The following is an 18426-nucleotide window of genomic DNA, read 5'->3' as shown; positions in this document are numbered from 1 at the left end:
AACCGCCCCTTACCCTCGTACGCATGACCAGCGACGACACCGCACGCTCCCTCCCCGCCCGTTCCATCGAGACCTACTCCGCGCTCTCCCCCGAGCTGACCGAGGCCGTACTGGAGCTGCTGGCGGAGGCCGCCCGGAACGACGGGCAGCAGGCGGTGTCCGAGCAGGGGCGGCTGCAACTGCGCGGGGGAGAGCGCGAGGGCGTCTCGCATCTGCTGCTCACTGTCGCCGGCGAACTCGTCGGCTACGCCCAGCTGGAGGACACCGACCCGGTCGAGGCCCCGGCCGCCGAACTCGTCGTCCACCCCTCGCACCGCGGCCACGGCCACGGCCGCGCGCTGGGCTCGGCCCTGCTCGGCGCGTCCGGCAAGCGGCTGCGGGTGTGGGCCCACGGCGGCCACTCCGCCGCCCGCCATCTGTCGCAGGTCCTCGGCCTCACCCTGTTCCGCGAACTGCGCCAGATGCGCCGCCCGCTGGCGGATCTGAACCTGCCGGACCCGGTGCTCCCCGAGGGCGTCACGGTCCGCAACTTCGTGCCGGGACAGGACGACACGGCCTGGCTCGCGGTGAACGCCGCCGCCTTCGCCCACCACCCCGAGCAGGGCTCCCTCACCCAGCGCGACCTCGACGACCGCATGGCCGAGCCGTGGTTCGACCCGGCCGGGTTCTTCCTCGCCGAGCGGGACGGCGAACTCATCGGCTTCCACTGGACGAAGGTCCACGCCGAGCAGGGGCTCGGCGAGGTGTACGTCCTCGGCGTGCGACCGGGCGCGCAGGGCGGCGGCCTGGGCAAGGCCCTGACGACGATCGGGCTGCGGCATCTGGCGGCACAGGGGCTGCCGACGGCGATGCTCTATGTCGACGCGGACAACAAGGCGGCGGTGTCGGTGTACGAACGGCTCGGGTTCACCACGTACGAGACGGACCTGATGTACCGCACGGAAACCTGACCCGGAAGCCCGACTCAAAACCTGAAATAACTCCCTTAAGGGGCGGTGACCTTGACGCCGCCCCTTCTCTTGCACCACCCTTTCACTACTCAATTAGTGAAAGGGTGGTGCAACGGATGGTCGAGTACCGCATCGACCGGCGCTCCGGCGTCGCCACCTACGTGCAGATCGTCCAGCAGACCAAACAGGCCCTGCGCCTGGGCCTGCTGGAACCGGGCGACAAGCTGCCGACGGCCCGCGAGGTCGTCGAGGCGACCGCCATCAACCCCAACACCGTGCTCAAGGCCTACCGCGAACTGGAACGCGAAGGACTGGTCGAGGCACGGCGGGGGCTGGGCACGTTCGTGCGGCGCGGGCTGAACACCGCGCCGGCCGACTCGCCGCTGCGCGCCGAACTGGACGCGTGGGCCGCACGGGCCCGCGAGGCCGGGCTGGACCGCGACGACGTGGACGCTCTCTTCACTTCCGTACTGGACACGCACTTCAAGGGGGACGAGTCATGACCGAGACCGCCATGGAGGCGGCCGCGCTGGGCAGGACGTTCGGGCGACGGCGCAAGGCGGCACTGGACGGGTGCGCCTTCCGGCTGCCGGCGGGCAGCGTGTGCGCCGTCGTCGGTCCGAACGGCGCCGGCAAGTCCACCCTGCTCTCCCTCGCCGCCGGGCTGCTGCGCCCGACCGACGGCACGATCACCGTCCTCGGTCAGGCCCCGGCGGCGGTGCGCGAGCGGCTCGCGTACGTCGCCCAGGACAAGCCCCTGCACCCCCATCTCACCGTCGCCGACACCCTGCGCTTCGGCCGCGAGCTGAACCCCGGCCGGTGGGACGACCGAGTCGCCGAGCGGATCGTGGACGAGGGCGAACTCGACCCGGACGCGAAGATCCGCACACTCTCCGGCGGCCAGCGCACCCGCGTCGCGCTCGCCCTCGCCCTCGGCAAGCGCCCCGAACTGCTGCTGCTGGACGAGCCGATGGCCGACCTCGACCCACTGGCCCGGCACCAGCTGATGGCGGCGCTCATGGCCGACGCGGCCGAGCACGGCACCACGGTTGTCATGTCCTCGCACGTCGTGGCCGAACTGGAGGGCGCCTGCGACCACCTCCTGCTGCTCGGCGCCGGCCGCGTCCGTCTCGCCGGACCGCTGGACGACGTGCTCGCCGCACACCGGCTCGTCACCGGCCGGGCCGACACGTCGCTGGACCCGCACACCGTGATCGAGTCCCGCACCACGGGCCGTCAACTCACCGCCCTCGTACGGCCGGACGGTCCCCTCGACGACGCCTGGCAGACCACCACCCCGACCCTGGAGGAGCTGGTCCTGGCGCATCTGCGCGCCCCGCAGGCCCCGGCCCTCCGCCTCGACGACGCGCGGGAGGCCGCCGTATGACCGCCGTGACGACCATCGAGACGTCCACCGCAGCCGCGTCCTCCCGGGGCCCGCGCGGACTGCTCTGGACGATGCTGCGGGTGCACCGCTCGGCGCTGTGGTTCTGGGTGCTGCTGGCGGCCTTCGGCGCGGGAGCGCTGCTGTGGGCGTACGGTCCGGGCGCGGACGCCGCCTGGGCCGAGTTCCGGAGGATGGGCTGCGACTCGGGGCAGCCGATCCTGGGCTGCGACGACATCGGCTCCGCCTACACCCGGTACGACACCGCGAGCGCCCTCGGCGCCGGAGTGCTCGGCCTCGTCCCCTTCCTCGCCGCGGCCTGGGCGGGCGCGTCGCTGATCGGGCGCGAACTGGAGAACGGCACGGCCCAGTTGGCGTGGACGCAGTCCGTCACCCCGGCCCGCTGGCTGGCCGCCAAGCTCGCGGTGCCGGCCGCCCTGCTGGCCACCGGCACGCTGGCGCTCACACTGCTGCACCGCCTGATGTGGTCGGACGGTTCGCTGCGCCTGGCGATGGGCTCGCGGGACTGGTACCAGGACGCCACCTTCGAGGCCAACGGCACCCTCGCCACCGCCTACGCCCTGCTCGGCCTCACCGTCGGCGTCCTCGCCGGCCTGCTTCACCGCCGCGCCCTTCCCGCGCTCGCCACCGCGGTCGTCGGCACGGCGGTGCTCACGTCCACGCTCGTCAGCCTGCGCCCGCACCTGTGGCCGGTGGAGACGCTCACGAACAAGCACGGGTACCCCGAGTACATCGGCATGGTCCTCGGCGAGGGCGCGCTCACCTCCACCGGCGCCCGCATCCCGGACCCCATCTGCGTCGACGACGCCAAGTGCCTCGCCGAGCACGACATCGCCGGCTTCTACCGCGACTACCACCCCTCCTCCCACTTCTGGCCCCTTCAGCTGGTGGAGACGGGCATCGTCCTCGCGGTGGCGGCCCTGGCGGTGGTGGTCGCCTTCCGGCTGCTGAACCGCCGTACCGGCGCCGCCGTATGACCATCGCCCTGCCCACCACGCGCCGGGCGGCCCGCGGCCCCCGCGGCCTGACCTGGACCGTCCTGCGGGTGCACCGCACAGCACTGGTCTTCTGGGGGCTGGCCCTGACGGCCGCGACGGCCGTGCTGATCTGGACGTACGCCATCGGCGACACGGCTCGCCGGGGCATGAGCGCGTGCGCCGAGCCGGCCGCCGCCGACGGCCTGCCCTCCTGCGCCTCGGTCGAGGCGATCACCGCCGACGACACCTACCGCGCCTCCCTCGCGCTGATCGCCGCGGCCCTGTCGTACGCGATCTTCCCGGTGGCCGCCTGGGCGGGCGGCGCGCTCGTCGGACGCGAGCTGGAGAGCGGCACCGCACAGCTGGCGTGGAGCCAGTCGGTCACGCCGGCCAAGTGGCTGACCGCCAAGCTCGCCGTCCCGGCCGTGCTGCTCGCCGCCGGGACAGGCACGGTCGCGCTGGTGAGCCTCTGGGCGCGGCAGAACGACGATCCCAACCTGGTCGGGGACTGGTACTACCCGGACGTCTTCATCGCCACCGGCCCGACCGCCGTCGCGTACCCCTTGGCGGGCCTCGCGCTCGGCGCGCTCGCCGGGCTGCTGCTGCGCCGGGCCCTGCCCGCCGCCGGGGTGGCCTTCGCGGCGTCGCTCGTCCTCTACAACGCGCTGGAACGCCTCCGCGAGGACCTCTGGCCCAAGGCCACCCGCAACGCGACCGGCGCCCTGGAGCTGCCCCGCTCGGCCTTCGTCGCGGACCGGCACACCTCGACCACGGACGGCGTCCGGCACATCAGCGTGACGTACCACCCCCCGTCGCACTTCTGGCCGCTCCAGTCCGTCGAAACCGGCCTCCTTCTCGCCCTGGCCGCCGCCGCGACACTCACCGCCTTCGCTGTGCTCCGCCGCCGCACCCCCTGAGAACCGACCGCACGTCCCTCCGCGGGGGAGGGGAGGGGAGGGGAGGGAGGGACGTGCTCTCTGGACCGGTGCTGGACCGATGCTGGACCGGTGATGGACAGATGTACGGACACGTAGACGTCCGCGAGCCGCCCCCCGCTATCCCACACGCCATGTCTCCGTAACCATTGGTTCAGACGGACTTGCGAGGCTCGGCCAATGACCGCCGCCGTGCCAGAGCCTTCGCAGCCCCTGGAGGGGAGCGCGAGGAACGGGGACGCCCGACGCCTCCCCGCCACGCTCCCACCTGCGCGCTCCGACGCGCCCATAAACCGCGACGCGCGGAACAATGGGCATATGAGCCAGTCCACGAACGCCCAGGCATCGGTCCAGCACGCGCAGCCCTCCGTGGGCTCCATTGCGGCGCACCGCCCGCACACGGTCAACTCGGCGGTGGTCTCCGAACTGGAACCGGACATCGACGCCGACCTCGACGCGTACGAGGTCTCCGAGATCGACGGCGTCCAGCTGCCCCAGGGCCGCTTCCTGGACCGGGAGCGCAGCTGGCTCGCGTTCAACGAGCGGGTCCTCGAACTCGCCGAGGACCCGAACACCCCGCTCCTGGAGCGGGCGAACTTCCTGGCGATCTTCGCGAGCAACCTGGACGAGTTCTTCATGGTCCGGGTGGCCGGACTGAAGCGCCGTATCGCGACCGGTGTCGCCACCCGGTCCGCGTCCGGCCTCCAGCCCCGCGAGGTCCTGGAGATGATCTGGGCCCGCTCCCGCGAGCTGATGGCCCGGCACGCCGCCTGCTACCACGAGGACGTCGCCCCCTCCCTCGCGGAGGAGGGCATCCACCTGGTCCGCTGGAACGAACTCCAGGAGAAGGAGCAGGCCCGCCTCTTCACGCTCTTCCGGCACCAGATCTTCCCGGTCCTGACCCCGCTGGCGGTCGACCCTGCGCACCCGTTCCCGTACATCTCCGGCCTGTCCCTGAACCTGGCCGTGCGCGTACGCAACCCCGTCACCGGCACGCCGCACTTCGCCCGGGTGAAGGTGCCGCCGCTGCTCTCCCGCTTCCTGGAGGCCTCCCCCGGCCGGTTCGTCCCGATCGAGGACGTCATCGGCGCGCACCTGGAGGAGCTGTTCCCGGGCATGGAGGTCCTGGAGCACCACGCCTTCCGGGTCACCCGCAACGAGGACCTGGAGGTCGAGGAGGACGACGCGGAGAACCTTCTCCAGGCCCTGGAGAAGGAGCTCATGCGGCGCCGCTTCGGACCGCCGGTGCGCCTGGAGGTCGAGGAGAACATCAACCAGGAGGTCCTGGACCTGCTGGTGCGTGAGCTGAAGATCAGTGAGGCCGAGGTCTACCCGCTGACCGGCCCCCTGGACCTCACCGGTCTCTTCCGTATCGCCTCCATCGACCGGCCCGAGCTGAAGTACCCGAAGTTCGTCGCGGGCACCCATCGCGATCTCGCCGAGGTCGAGTCGGCGTCCGCGCCGGACATCTTCGCCGCGCTGCGCAACCGGGACGTGCTGCTGCACCACCCGTACGACTCGTTCTCCACCTCCGTGCAGGCCTTCCTGGAGCAGGCGGCCGACGACCCGGACGTCCTCGCGATCAAGCAGACCCTGTACCGCACCTCCGGCGACTCCCCCATAGTCAACGCGCTCATCGACGCCGCCGAGGCCGGCAAGCAGGTCCTCGTGCTGGTCGAGATCAAGGCCCGCTTCGACGAGCACGCCAACATCAAGTGGGCGCGCAAGCTGGAGGAGGCCGGCTGCCATGTGGTGTACGGCCTCGTCGGCCTGAAGACGCACTGCAAGCTGTCGCTGGTGGTCCGCCAGGAGGGCGAGACGCTACGGCGCTACAGCCATGTCGGCACCGGCAACTACCACCCGAAGACGGCACGGCTCTACGAGGACCTGGGCCTGCTGACGGCCGACCCGCAGGTCGGCGCCGACCTGTCCGACCTGTTCAACCGGCTGTCCGGCTACTCGCGCCGGGAGACGTACCGCCGTCTGCTCGTGGCCCCCAAGTCCCTGCGCGACGGTCTGATCTCGCGGATCAACAAGGAGGTCCAGCATCACCGTGCCGGACGTCCCGCCCATGTCCGCATAAAGGTCAACTCCATAGTCGACGAGGCGATCATCGACGCCTGCTACGCCGCGTCCCAGGCGGGCGTACCGGTCGACATCTGGGTCCGCGGCATCTGCGCGATCCGCCCGGGCGTGACCGGACTGTCGGAGAACATCCGCGTCCGCTCGGTCCTCGGCCGCTTCCTCGAACACTCCAGGGTCTTCGGCTTCGGCAACGGCGGCGAGCCCGAGGTGTGGATCGGCAGCGCCGACATGATGCACCGCAACCTCGACCGCCGTATCGAGGCCCTGGTCAGGGTCACCGACCCGGCCCACCGCGCCGCGCTGAACCGGCTCCTGGAGACCGGTATGTCGGACACCACCGCCTCCTGGCACCTGGGCCCGGACGGCGAGTGGACCCGGCACGCGACGGACGCGGATGGCCAGCCCCTGCGCAACGTCCAGGAGATGCTCATAGACGCCCGGAGGCGCCGGCGTGGCACAGCAACACCTTGATCCGACGGACCCCACGGCCCAGGTCGTGTCAGGGGACGCCCTCGCGGGCTACCTGCGCGCCCAGGCCACGGAGTTCCTCCGCGCCCTGCGCCTGCACCGGGAGACCGGCGGCGACGCGGGTACCCCCGCCCGGACGAAGTCGCGCGCGGGGGACAACGGCTCGGAGGAGTCCGTCGACGCGGCACGGGCGCTACGCCGCTCGGCCCGCCGTATCAGCGCCAGCCTGCATACGTTCCGTCCGCTGCTGGAGGCCGACTGGTCCGAGGCCATCCGCCCCGAACTGGCTTGGCTCTCCGGCACGCTCGCGATGGAACACGCCTACGCGGGCCGCCTGGAACGCCTGCTGCTGGCGCTGCACCGGCTGTCGGGGGCGACGGTGCTGCCCACGCAGCCGGGTGTGACCGGCATGTCCGCCGACATGGCCGCGAGCGGGCGTACCGATGGCAGCCGTGCCGCCGGGGCGGCGGCCGCCGACACCGGCCCCCAGGCCCACCCGGCGGCCACGTCGGAACGCGGCAACCTCACCGTCGGCGCGGCCAAAGCGGGCGCCCTCCTCGAACGCCAGCTGACCCTGGCCCGGACCCGGGCTCACTCGACGGCCCTCCAGGCCCTCGGCAGCAGCCGCTTCCACGCCGTCGCCGACAACATCGCCTTACTGGCCAGCGAGGTCCCCCTCACCCCGGCCGCGGCGACCGCCGACCTGCGCCCCCTCGCGGCCGCCGCCGAGGAGCGGCTCACCGACGCGGTGACGGCGCTCCCGCTGGTGACCGCGGGCAGCCCGTACAACGCCGAGGCCCTGATCCACGGCCTGTCCCCGGACCCGGCCCCGCATCCGCAGGACGCACCCTGGCACCAGGTCCGCCTGCTGCTGCGCCTGCACCGCTACGCCCGTGAGGTCCTCCACAGCGACAACCCTCCGATGGACGTACGGCTGCTCACGGCCGGCCAGTCCCTCAACCGGCACCGCGACGCCTCCGAGGCGGCGGCCGCCGCGGCCCAGGCGGCCCGCACCCCGCGGATCGCCCCGGCGACGGCGTACGCCCTGGGCGTGCTGCACGCCGACCAGCGGCACGAGGTGGAGGCGGCGCGGTTCGCGTTCCAGCAGTCCTGGCAGATGCAGACGGTAGGTACCCGCTGAAGGAGGCGTACCCCCGGTGACTCACTCGGAGAACCTCACCGTGCAGGCGGCCGGCTGCGTCCTGTGGCGCCGTTCGCCGGTAGACGGTGAGCTGGAGATATGCCTCGTGCACCGACCGAAGTACGACGACTGGTCCCACCCCAAGGGCAAGCTGAAGCGCGGCGAGGCCCCCCTCGCCGGCGCGCTGCGCGAGGTGGCGGAGGAGACGGGACACTCCGCGGAGCCGGGTGCCCAGCTGCCGACGATGCGGTATCTCGCGAACGACCGGCCCAAGGAGGTCCGCTACTGGGCGGCCGAGGCGGGCCCCGGCTCCTTCGCCCCGAACGACGAGGTGGACCGGCTGCTGTGGCTGCCCCCGGCGGCCGCCCGGGCCCGTCTGACCCAACCGAGGGATCGGTCGCTTGTGGACGCCCTGCTGGAGTCGCTCCGGCTGGCATAGTCCGAACCAACTCTGACAAAGCCTCGGAATACACCCGTGTCCTCAACGTGAGCGTTCCGTTACCTCACCGCACCGTCCCCAGGGGTTCACCCCTCGTTCATTTACGGCCTTCGGCGCCTTCACCTCTTCTGCCTAATTTCGGCCGTGCAAGATGACGGGCCGCACCTCGGTGGACGCGTCCGCATCGCCCATTCTTCGCACGCCGCCGATTTTCAGGACGGCGGCTCCTGGAAGGAACTCCCTCAAGTGAAGCTTCAGCGCAAGAACCGGCGCGTCCTCGCTCTCGGCGCCCTCGCCGTCTCCGGCGCCCTGGCCCTCACGGCGTGCGGCTCCGATGAAACCGGCAACGGCAATGGCGGCGACGCCTCGGCGAGCGCCGATGCCAGCAACATCAAGTGCGACGACGCCTCCGGCCAGGTACTCGCCGACGGCTCCTCCGCGCAGAAGAACGCGGTCGACGCTTGGGTCAAGCAGTTCTCGGCCGCCTGCAAGGTTGAGATCAACTACAAGGCCGGCGGTTCCGGTGCCGGTGTCACCGCGTTCACGCAGGGCCAGGTCCCGTGGGCCGGTTCGGACTCGGCGCTGAAGCCCGAAGAGGTCGAGGCCTCCAAGAAGATCTGCTCCGGCGGCCAGGGCATCGACCTGCCGATGGTCGGCGGCCCGATCGCTCTGGGCTACAACGTCCCGGGCGTGGACAACCTCGTCCTCGACGCCCCGACGATCGCCAAGATCTACAACGACCAGATCAAGAACTGGAACGACCCGGCGATCGCGAAGCTGAACCCCGACGCGAAGCTGCCCAACCTCAAGATCCAGGCGTTCCACCGCTCGGACGAGTCCGGCACCACGGACAACTTCACCAAGTACCTGATCGCCACCGCCAAGAGCGACTTCCCGTACGAGGGCGGCAAGGCCTGGCAGGCCAAGGGCGGCCAGTCCGCTCCGCAGTCCTCCGGCGTCGCCGCGCAGGTCAAGCAGACCGCGGGCGCGATCGGCTACTTCGAGCTGTCGTACGCCAAGGACGGCATCAAGACCGTCGCCCTCGACACCGGCGCCGGCAAGCCGGTCGAGGCGTCCGTCGACAACGCCACCAAGGCCATCGCGGACGCCAAGGTCGTCGGCACCGGCAAGGACCTCGCCCTGGAGCTGAACTACGCGACCAAGGCCGAGTCCGCCTACCCGATGATCCTGGTGACGTACGAGATCGTCTGCGACAAGGGCAACAAGAGCGACACCCTGCCCGCCGTCAAGGCGTTCCTGCGCTACGCGGCCTCCGAGGACGGCCAGAAGGTCCTCGCCGAGAACGACTACGCGCCCATGCCCGAAGACATCATCGCCAAGGTTCGGACCACCGTCGAGAGCCTGAGCTGACCTGAGTGTGCGGTCCGGTTCCCCTGCGGGACCGGACCGCACCGTCCGGTGCACCGCCGCCAGGAGCCGCACAACGCGTTCGGCTCCGCAGACCGGAGATCCCGATGGACACAACACAGATAGCTGACGCACCTCCCCCCACCCCCCAGCCGTCCACGGCCGAGCAGAAGCGCGCGGCCCGTGGTGCCACCCGGCCCGGAGACCGGATCTTCCTCGGTCTCTCTCGTGGGTCGGGCATTCTGCTGCTGGTGATCATGGCCGCGATCGCGGGCTTTCTCACCTACCGCGCCGTGCTCGCCATCAGCAAGGACAACAGCAACTTCCTGACCACCTTCGAGTGGAACACCGGTGCCACCCCGCCGGACTTCGGCATCGCGGTCCTGGCCTACGGCACGATCGTCTCCTCGATCATCGCCATGGTCATCGCGGTCCCGGTCGCGGTCGCCATCGCGCTGTTCCTCACTCACTACGCCCCGCGCCGGCTGAGCGGCCCCATCGCCTATGTGATCGACCTGCTCGCCGCCGTGCCGTCCATCGTCTACGGCCTGTGGGGCGCCCTGATCCTCGTACCGCACCTGGGCGGCCTGTTCGGCTGGCTGAACGACTACCTCGGCTGGACCGGCATCTTCTCCTGGCAGGGCGGCGCCGCGCGCTCCATGCTCACCGTGGGCATCCTGCTCGCGATCATGATCCTGCCGATCATCACCAACGTGAGCCGTGAGGTCTTCCGCCAGGTTCCGCAGACGCACGAGGAGGCCGCCCTGGCCCTCGGCGCCACCCGCTGGGAAGTGATCCGCATGTCGGTCCTCCCCTTCGGCCGCTCCGGCGTGATCTCCGCCTCGATGCTCGGCCTCGGCCGCGCCCTCGGCGAGACGATGGCCGTCGCCACCGTGCTCTCCCCCGACTTCTTGATCCACGCCAGCCTGCTCGACCCGGGCGGCGGTACCTTCGCCCAGAACATCGCCAGCAAGTTCAGCGAGGCCACCGAGTTCGGCCGTGACGCGCTGATCGCGTCGGGTCTGGTCCTGTTCGTCATCACCCTGCTGGTCAACGGCGCGGCCCGCGCGATCATCGCCCGCCGCAAGGAGTACTCGGGGGCCAACGCATGAGCACCGCACCCTCCCTCGCCAACAAGCGCCCCAGCACCCTGCGCGGCGGCCGGCTGCCCAAGTGGGCCCCGTGGGCCATCGCCGCCGGATCCGTCGCCCTCGGCGTCGGCATCAGCGCCGCCGCCGGCCTGCACAGCAACATCCAGTGGGCGCTGATCGCCGCGATCCTCCACATCCTCGGTACATACGTCATCGCGGCCCGGGTCGAGAACCGCCGCCAGGCCAAGGACCGCGTGGTCACCTCGCTGGTGTGGGTCGCGTTCCTGCTCGCCGTGGTGCCGCTGGCCTCGCTGGTGTGGTCGACCGTCCAACGCGGCACGAAGGTCCTCGACGGCTACTTCCTGAGCCACTCGATGGGTGTGATCGCCGACTCGGAGCCGGGCGGCGGCATCTACCACGCCATTCTCGGCACGCTGGAGCAGGTCGGCCTCGCCACGCTGATCGCCGCGCCGATCGGCGTGCTCACCGCGATCTACCTGGTGGAGTACGGGCGCGGCAACCTCGCTCGGGCCGTCACCTTCTTCGTCGACGTCATGACCGGCATCCCGTCGATCGTCGCCGGCCTGTTCATCCTCAGCATCATGCTGATGTTCGAGATGGAGCCCTTCGGCTTCGCCGGCTCGCTCGCTCTCGCGATCCTGATGATGCCGGTCGTCGTCCGTTCCACGGAGGAGATGCTCAAGCTCGTCCCGAACGAGCTGCGCGAGGCCTCGCTGGCGCTCGGCGTGCCCAAGTGGCGCACCATCGTGAAGGTGGTCCTGCCGACCTCGCTCGGTGGCATCATCACCGGCATCATGCTGTCCATCGCCCGTATCGCCGGTGAGACCGCGCCCGTGCTGCTGCTGGTGTTCGGCAGCAAGTTCATCAACTCCAACCCCTTCGAAGGCGCGCAGGCGTCGCTCCCTCTGTACATCTACCAGCAGTACGGATCGGGCGAGGTCGCGGCTTACGACCGTGCGTGGGCGGCGTCGCTGACGCTGATCGCGTTCGTGATGATCCTCAACCTGGTGGCCCGCGGCATCGCCCGCTGGAAGGCCCCGAAGACGGGCCGCTGACGCGGCCATTGACGACAGTCAGCGACCCGAAAGAAGCAGTGATTCCCATGGCCAAGCGAATTGATGTCAGCGGCCTCAACGCCTACTACGGCTCCTTCCTCGCCATCGAGGACATCTCGATGACCGTCGAGCCGCGCTCCGTGACGGCCTTCATCGGCCCGTCCGGCTGCGGCAAGTCCACGTTCCTGCGCACCCTCAACCGCATGCACGAGGTCACGCCGGGCGGACGGGTCGAGGGCAAGGTCATGCTCGACGACGAGAACCTGTACGGCGCCGGAATAGACCCGGTGGCCGTGCGGCGTGAGGTCGGCATGGTCTTCCAGCGGCCGAACCCGTTCCCGACGATGTCGGTGTACGACAACGTGGCGGCCGGTCTGAAGCTGAACGGCTCGTACAAGAAGTCGCAGCTGGACGACATCGTGGAGAAGTCGCTCAAGGGCGCGAACCTCTGGAACGAGGTCAAGGACCGCCTGAACAAGCCCGGTTCGGGCCTCTCCGGTGGTCAGCAGCAGCGTCTGTGCATCGCGCGGGCGATCGCGGTGGAGCCGAACGTCCTCCTCATGGACGAGCCCTGCTCGGCCCTGGACCCGATCTCCACGCTCGCCATCGAGGACCTGATCGGTGAGCTGAAGGAGCGCTTCACGATCGTCATCGTGACGCACAACATGCAGCAGGCGGCGCGTGTCTCGGACCGCACGGCCTTCTTCAACCTGGCCGCCGTCGGCCAGCCCGGCAAGCTGATCGAGATCGACGACACGGAGCGCATCTTCTCCAACCCGTCGGTCCAGGCCACCGAGGACTACATCTCCGGCCGCTTCGGCTGACAGACCCCTCGCGGTGCTGCATGGCGGTGCCACCGCGAGGCAGATAAAGGGCCCGCCCCCCGGCTACCGGGGGGCGGGCCCGTCTCTGTATGTGGAGGGGTGGAAGCCACCTGGCTTCACGCCCGCACGTGCATCGCCGCATCGGTCCTGGCCAAGCTTCGGGCGCGTCTCGCCGGGCCCCGCCAGCCGCAGGTGCAGTGGGCCGTACAGAACGGGCCCTTCTCCACCGTCGACGTGCGGTGGTCGGAGAGTCCGGCCTGTTTGGTGGGGGAGCTTGGTCCGTCCTGCTTTGCCACAGTGACAACGTTACCCAAGGCAAGTAAGGGCCACTCCCCGGCGTGCGTGACGAGGGCACCTACCCGTCGTTAACCGGAACGACAGGGGGCCCGTGACGGACGTACCGCTGGGGGTAGGCAGGCGATGACGGAGCGGCAGCAGCGCAGGAGGCGAGGGGCGGACGTCGCGGCTGGGGTCTTGTGTCTCTGCCTGGCCGGCAGCGGGTGCGCGGAGAGAGGGGCCGCCGCCGAGGACGGGCGGGGAGACGGCGCCGTGGAGATGGTGCGGCGCTCGGCCGACGTGCTCGTCGGGGCCCGGAGCTCCAAGGCCACCACCTCCATGGAGATGGCCACCGGCGGCACCCGTGTCACCATCCGCGGCGAGGGCGTGTACGACTTCCGCAAGCAGATCGGGCGGCTGAGAGTGCTGCTGCCGCAGGATCCGGCGGGCGCGACGGCGCATCGGCCGATCATGGAGCTGCTGGCTCCCGGGGCGCTGTTCATGAAGAACCGCGGTGCCGGGGTGCCCTCCGACAAGTGGGTACGCGTCGACACGAGGTCGCTGTCCGACGGAAACCTCGTCACCGGCGGCGCCACCGATCCGTACGCCGCCGCCGAGGTGCTGCGCGGGGCGCGGACGGCGCGGCTGATCGGCGACGAGGAGATCGCCGGTACGCCGGTGCGGCACTACCGCGGCACCGCTGACCTGGGCATTGCCGCGCGTGAGGCCTCCGAGGGGAACGCCGAGTCGCTGACGGCGGCGGCGAAAGGGTTCGCCACGGATCAGGTACCGTTCGACGTCTTCCTCGACGACGAGGGACGGATCCGCAAGGTCCGGCACCGCTTCAGCTTCGTCAACGGCCAGCAGAAGGACGCCGTCGCCGTAGCGTCGACGACCTTGCTGTACGACTTCGGGGCACCCGTCGACGTACGGTTGCCGGACGGCGACGACATCTACGCCGGCAAGATCGCCGAGCGGTGAGGGTCGGTGCATACGCGCGTGACGAGCGTCAAGAACTAGCCCGTCCGTGCCATGCGCGGTGTGTAGGCCGCTCCCTACTCTAGGAAGTCGGTAACGGCAGAGAAGAGGTGATGCGCGTGGCTCCGGTCGGCGGTCCGGCAGTTCAGGACCACGTGGCCCTCGCCGAGATCGAGCTGTGTGGAGAGCTGATCATCGCGGCCTCGGCCGCCGGCGAGGACCGGCTCAGCCTGGAGAGCATCGACGAGGTGCTGCGGGTCGCGGAGGAACGGAACACATCGGCACGTGAGTGAGCCGCTCCTCACAGCCGCGGCGGTCAGGTCCTCAGGAGCCGGCCGATCGCCTTCGTGGCCTCCTCGACCTTCGCGTCGACCTCCGCACCGCCCTTGAGGGCCGCGTCGGCGACGCAGTGACGCAGGTGTTCCTCCAGGAGCTGGAGGGCGAAGGACTGCAGGGCCTTCGTCGAGGCGGACACCTGCGTGAGTATGTCGATGCAGTAGACGTCCTCGTCGACCATGCGCTGCAGGCCCCGGATCTGGCCCTCGATCCGGCGCAGCCGCTTGAGGTGCTCGTCCTTCTGCTTGTGGTAGCCGTGGATGCCCCGGTCGTGGTCCGTCACGACCTCCGTGACATCCGTGTCAGCCGCGGTCTGGTCAGCGGCGGAGGGCGTACCGGCGCCGGCCTCGGTGGTCGTCATCGCGTCCTCCAGACGTAAACCGCTTCATATACCCCTACTGGGTATATCGTATCGAACTTTGCTGGGTATAGGGCCTGTGGCCGATGCCGTGAACGGCCGCTGGACTGGACCACTGGGCAGCCCCCGTGCCGACCACTGTGCCTGATGGGCGACACTGGAGGACGGCCCATTAGCCGTGGCCGGATGATGCACTTAGCATCAGCCTGACCGAAACCGATGCTTCTTGAGGACCCCACGTGCGATTTCGTCTGACCCCCCGGGAGACGAGCTTCTACGACATGTTCGCCGCATCCGCGGACAACATCGTCACGGGCTCGAAACTCCTGATGGAACTGCTCGGGGCGGACACCGCCGGCCGGGCCGAGATCGCAGAGCGTATGCGGGCCGCGGAACACGCAGGTGACGATGCCACGCACGCGATCTTCCACCAGTTGAACTCCTCGTTCATCACGCCGTTCGACCGCGAGGACATCTACAACCTCGCCTCGTGCCTCGACGACATCATGGACTTCATGGAGGAGGCCGTCGACCTGGTCGTCCTCTACAACGTGGAGGAACTGCCCAAGGGTGTCGAGCAGCAGATCGAGGTGCTGGCGCGCGCGGCCGACCTGACGGCCGAGGCGATGCCGAACCTGCGCACGATGGACAACCTCACGGAGTACTGGATCGAGGTCAACCGGCTCGAGAACCAGGCCGACCAGATACATCGCAAGCTCCTCGCCCACCTCTTCAACGGCAAGTACGACGCCATCGAGGTCCTCAAGCTCAAGCAGATCGTGGATGTGCTGGAGGAAGCGGCGGACGCCTTCGAGCATGTGGCGAACACGGTGGAGACCATCGCCGTCAAGGAGTCCTGACCCTTACATGGACACCTTTGCCCTGGTCGTGACCATCGCGGTCGCGCTCTTCTTCACGTACACCAACGGCTTCCACGATTCGGCGAACGCCATCGCCACGTCCGTGTCGACGCGGGCCCTGACTCCGCGGGCCGCGCTGGCGATGGCCGCGGTGATGAATCTCGCCGGTGCCTTTCTCGGCTCCGGTGTCGCCAAGACCGTCAGTGAGGGCCTGATTCAGACACCCGAGGGCTCGAAGGGGATGAGCATCCTCTTCGCGGCGCTGGTCGGTGCGATCACCTGGAACCTGATCACCTGGTACTTCGGCCTGCCCTCCTCCTCGTCCCACGCCCTGTTCGGCGGCATGGTGGGCGCGGCGCTGGCCGGCGGAACGACCGTGTACTGGGACGGCGTACTGGAGAAGGTCGTCATCCCGATGTTCGTGTCACCGATCGTGGGCCTGTGCGCGGGCTATCTGGTCATGACGGCGATCATGTGGATCTTCCGCCGGTCGAACCCGCACAAGGCCAAGCGCGGCTTCCGCATAGCCCAAACCGTCTCGGCCGCCGGCATGGCCCTCGGCCACGGCCTCCAGGACGCCCAGAAGACGATGGGCATCGTGGTGATGGCACTGGTCATCGCCGACGTCGAGGACTACGGCGACCCGATCCCGGTGTGGGTGAAGATCGCGTGCGCCGTGATGCTGTCCCTCGGCACCTACGCCGGTGGCTGGCGCATCATGCGCACCCTCGGCCGCAAGATCATCGAGCTCGATCCCCCACAGGGCTTCGCCGCGGAGACGACCGGCGCGTCGATCATGTTCACCACGGCCTTCCTCTTCAAGGCCCCCATCTCCACGACCCATGTCATCACCTCCGCGATCATGGGCGTGGGCGCGACCAAGCGTGTGAACGCCGTGCGCTGGGGTGTGGCCAAGAACATCGTCCTGGGCTGGTTCATCACGATGCCGGCGGCGGCGCTGGTGGCGGCGGGGGCGTTCGGGGTCGTGAATCTGGCGTTTCTGTAGGGGTGCGGGGCGGCGGTCTGTTGCCGTGAGGCGGTGGACGGCACTTCAGGGGAATCGTTTCTGCACGCCGGTCCAGGCAATCTCAGCCCGTCCGGCGTTTGAGGACGAGGCCCGTTCAGGGCCGACAGCGGGGGTCTGGGGGCGGCAGCCCCCAGGGATGGGACGGGTAGGGGCGGCGGGGGCGAGAAACCTCAGGTCGGGGCAACCCGCGGCCGTGCCATGGAACCCCGTCCCTCACCACCCCGTCTCGTTCCATGCAACCTCCAGGAGGCGACATGGAACGGCGTACCTTCATCGGCGGCACCGCAGCAGCCCTCACCGCCCTGACGGCAACCGCCTGCAACGGCAGCGAGAGCAGCGCCAGTGACGCGGACACCGGCACAGGCACAGCCACCCGCACCCGAACCACCGGCAAATCCGCCGCCGGCGCCGCCGCCCCCGCCAACTGGACCGCCCTCGCCCGAGACCTCGACGGCCGTCTCATCCGCCCGGGCGACACCGACTGGAAGTCGGCCCACCAGCTCTACAACACCCGCTTCGACACCCTGAAGCCCGCAGCGGTGGCCTACGTCGCCCACCCCGACGACATCCGCACCACCCTCGCCTACGCCCGCGCCCACCACCTCCAGGTCGCGATACGCAACGGCGGCCACTCCTACGCCGGCTGGTCCTCCGGCAACAACCGCCTGATCATCGACGTCTCCAAGCTCAACCGCATCCGGGCCACCGGCAGCACCGCGGTCGTCGGCGCCGGCGCCAAGCTCATCGACGTCTACCGAGCCCTCGCCGCGAAGGGCACCACCATCCCCGCCGGCTCCTGCCCCACCGTCGGCGTCTCCGGCCTCACCCTCGGCGGCGGCCAGGGCGTGACCTCCCGCGCCTACGGCCTGACCTGCGACAGTCTGACCCAGGCCACGCTCATCACGGCCGACGGCAAGCAGCTCACCGCCAACGCCACCACCAACAAGGACCTGTTCTGGGCCCTGCGCGGCGCCGGCAACGGCAACTTCGGCATCGTGACGGAACTGCACTTCAGGACCCACCCCGCCCCCCAGGCCGTAACGGCGTACATGACCTGGCCCTGGTCGAAGGCGACCGCGCTGATCAAGGCATGGCAGGAGTGGGGCCCGGACCAGCCCGACGAGATCTGGTCGTCCCTGCACCTGGCCAACCACGTCGGCGGCACCCCCACGATCTCCGTCGCCGCGTTCTCCCTGGGCACCTACCGCGAGCTCCAGAACGCGGTGGACCGCCTCGCGGACCGCCCCGGCGGCCCCGGCCCCGCGAGCAGCGTCACGCTCAAGCGCCGCTCCTACGAGGAGTCGATGGAGCTGTACGCCGGGTGCTCGTCCTTCACCTCGGACGCGCAGTGCCATCTGCCCGGCTCGACACCCGGCCGCTCCCCGCAGGGCGCGCTGGGCCGCGAGACGTACACGGCGAAGTCGGACTTCTTCGACCGTTCGATCTCGGCGGCGGGCATCCAGACGCTGCTGAAGCAGATGCAGTCGGTCCGCGGCGGCTCCGGCAGCATCGCGCTCACGGCCCTCGGCGGCGCCGTCAACCGCGTCTCCCCCACCGCGACGGCCTTCGTGCACCGCCGTTCCCGCATGCTGGCCCAGTACATCGCCTCGTGGCGGGCCGGTACGACAGGCTCCGCGGCCCAGGCCTGGCTGACGTCCGCCCACAACGCGATGCGCCCCCACGCCTCGGGCGCCGCGTACCAGAACTACCCCGACCCGGCTCTGCGGGACTGGCGCAAGGCGTACTACGGGGATGCGGCGAGCCGCCTGACGACGCTGAAGAAGCAGTACGACCCGGAGGGCTTCTTCACGTACCCCCAGGCGCTGTAGCGC

19 protein-coding genes are annotated in these 18426 nt (G+C 70.0%); 17 read left to right on the top strand and 2 right to left on the bottom strand.

Annotated features, from left to right (window positions below; all coding sequences use genetic code 11):
- Positions 1 to 23: 23 nt before the first annotated feature.
- From mshD to pstB, 12 genes are all read left to right on the top strand, one after another.
- A complete protein-coding gene (gene mshD, locus ACZ7NC_RS35250; protein WP_471494456.1) occupies positions 24 to 950 on the top strand; it encodes a mycothiol synthase in 927 nt (308 codons plus the stop codon).
- 116 nt (positions 951 to 1066) lie between these two features.
- The gene (locus tag ACZ7NC_RS35245; protein ID WP_148000112.1) at positions 1067 to 1453 is read left to right on the top strand and encodes a GntR family transcriptional regulator; all 387 of its coding nucleotides are present in this window, start codon (positions 1067 to 1069) and stop codon (positions 1451 to 1453) included.
- Positions 1450 to 2337: an ABC transporter ATP-binding protein gene (locus ACZ7NC_RS35240; RefSeq protein ID WP_471494453.1), complete on the top strand. Its 888-nt coding sequence runs from the start codon at positions 1450 to 1452 to the stop codon at positions 2335 to 2337. The genes ACZ7NC_RS35245 and ACZ7NC_RS35240 overlap by 4 nt, the downstream gene beginning before the upstream one ends.
- Entirely contained in the window at positions 2334 to 3332 is a 999-nt protein-coding gene (locus ACZ7NC_RS35235; RefSeq protein WP_471494451.1) for an ABC transporter permease, read from the top strand. The genes ACZ7NC_RS35240 and ACZ7NC_RS35235 overlap by 4 nt, the downstream gene beginning before the upstream one ends.
- Positions 3329 to 4249 carry a hypothetical protein gene (locus ACZ7NC_RS35230; RefSeq protein WP_471494449.1) on the top strand — a complete coding sequence of 307 codons (921 nt, stop codon included), beginning with the start codon at positions 3329 to 3331 and terminating at the stop codon, positions 4247 to 4249. The genes ACZ7NC_RS35235 and ACZ7NC_RS35230 overlap by 4 nt, the downstream gene beginning before the upstream one ends.
- A gap of 336 nt (positions 4250 to 4585) precedes the next feature.
- Positions 4586 to 6823 carry an RNA degradosome polyphosphate kinase gene (locus ACZ7NC_RS35225; RefSeq protein WP_471494447.1) on the top strand — a complete coding sequence of 746 codons (2238 nt, stop codon included), beginning with the start codon at positions 4586 to 4588 and terminating at the stop codon, positions 6821 to 6823.
- On the top strand, positions 6804 to 7961 hold the full coding sequence (locus ACZ7NC_RS35220) for a CHAD domain-containing protein (protein WP_471494444.1): 1158 nt from the start codon (positions 6804 to 6806) through the stop codon (positions 7959 to 7961). Before ACZ7NC_RS35225 ends, ACZ7NC_RS35220 begins: the two co-directional genes overlap by 20 nt.
- A 16-nt stretch (positions 7962 to 7977) precedes the next feature.
- Complete coding sequence (locus ACZ7NC_RS35215) at positions 7978 to 8400, top strand: NUDIX hydrolase (protein WP_471494442.1); 423 nt, start codon at positions 7978 to 7980, stop codon at positions 8398 to 8400.
- Between the two features lie 246 nt (positions 8401 to 8646).
- Complete coding sequence (gene pstS / locus ACZ7NC_RS35210) at positions 8647 to 9771, top strand: phosphate ABC transporter substrate-binding protein PstS (RefSeq protein ID WP_471494439.1); 1125 nt, start codon at positions 8647 to 8649, stop codon at positions 9769 to 9771.
- A gap of 104 nt (positions 9772 to 9875) precedes the next feature.
- The gene (gene pstC / locus ACZ7NC_RS35205) at positions 9876 to 10880 is read left to right on the top strand and encodes a phosphate ABC transporter permease subunit PstC (RefSeq protein ID WP_471494437.1); all 1005 of its coding nucleotides are present in this window, start codon (positions 9876 to 9878) and stop codon (positions 10878 to 10880) included.
- On the top strand, positions 10877 to 11935 hold the full coding sequence (pstA, locus tag ACZ7NC_RS35200; protein WP_471494434.1) for a phosphate ABC transporter permease PstA: 1059 nt from the start codon (positions 10877 to 10879) through the stop codon (positions 11933 to 11935). Before pstC ends, pstA begins: the two co-directional genes overlap by 4 nt.
- Positions 11936 to 11982: 47 nt before the next feature.
- Entirely contained in the window at positions 11983 to 12759 is a 777-nt protein-coding gene (gene pstB / locus ACZ7NC_RS35195; protein WP_471494431.1) for a phosphate ABC transporter ATP-binding protein PstB, read from the top strand.
- A gap of 116 nt (positions 12760 to 12875) precedes the next feature.
- Here the strand turns inward: pstB and ACZ7NC_RS35190 are convergent, their stop codons facing one another.
- Positions 12876 to 13055: a hypothetical protein gene (locus ACZ7NC_RS35190; RefSeq protein ID WP_471494429.1), complete on the bottom strand. Its 180-nt coding sequence runs from the start codon at positions 13053 to 13055 to the stop codon at positions 12876 to 12878.
- Positions 13056 to 13179: 124 nt separating this feature from the next.
- On the opposite strand from ACZ7NC_RS35190, the gene ACZ7NC_RS35185 reads away from it, so the two are divergent.
- Positions 13180 to 14016 carry an SCO4651 family lipoprotein gene (locus ACZ7NC_RS35185; RefSeq protein WP_471494427.1) on the top strand — a complete coding sequence of 279 codons (837 nt, stop codon included), beginning with the start codon at positions 13180 to 13182 and terminating at the stop codon, positions 14014 to 14016.
- 110 nt (positions 14017 to 14126) lie between these two features.
- Positions 14127 to 14306, top strand: a complete 180-nt coding sequence (locus ACZ7NC_RS35180) for a hypothetical protein (protein WP_471494425.1) — start codon at positions 14127 to 14129, stop codon at positions 14304 to 14306.
- A 23-nt stretch (positions 14307 to 14329) separates the two neighbouring features.
- Here the strand turns inward: ACZ7NC_RS35180 and ACZ7NC_RS35175 are convergent, their stop codons facing one another.
- On the bottom strand, positions 14330 to 14710 hold the full coding sequence (locus ACZ7NC_RS35175; RefSeq protein ID WP_471494423.1) for a metal-sensitive transcriptional regulator: 381 nt from the start codon (positions 14708 to 14710) through the stop codon (positions 14330 to 14332).
- A gap of 236 nt (positions 14711 to 14946) precedes the next feature.
- Here ACZ7NC_RS35175 and ACZ7NC_RS35170 point away from each other — a divergent pair, with 236 nt between their 5' ends.
- The 3 genes from ACZ7NC_RS35170 (at position 14947) to ACZ7NC_RS35160 (ending at position 18423) form a co-directional block, all read left to right on the top strand.
- The gene (locus ACZ7NC_RS35170) at positions 14947 to 15567 is read left to right on the top strand and encodes a DUF47 domain-containing protein (RefSeq protein WP_030951199.1); all 621 of its coding nucleotides are present in this window, start codon (positions 14947 to 14949) and stop codon (positions 15565 to 15567) included.
- Between the two features lie 7 nt (positions 15568 to 15574).
- A complete protein-coding gene (locus ACZ7NC_RS35165) occupies positions 15575 to 16573 on the top strand; it encodes an inorganic phosphate transporter (RefSeq protein WP_471494421.1) in 999 nt (332 codons plus the stop codon).
- Positions 16574 to 16848: 275 nt separating this feature from the next.
- Positions 16849 to 18423 carry an FAD-binding oxidoreductase gene (locus tag ACZ7NC_RS35160; protein WP_471494419.1) on the top strand — a complete coding sequence of 525 codons (1575 nt, stop codon included), beginning with the start codon at positions 16849 to 16851 and terminating at the stop codon, positions 18421 to 18423.
- Positions 18424 to 18426: the final 3 nt, after the last annotated feature.

The organism is Streptomyces sp. NPDC111802 (genome assembly GCF_055634335.1).
The sequence above is the reverse complement of the archived record's forward strand: the minus strand, read 5'-3'. Positions and strand labels throughout refer to the sequence as shown.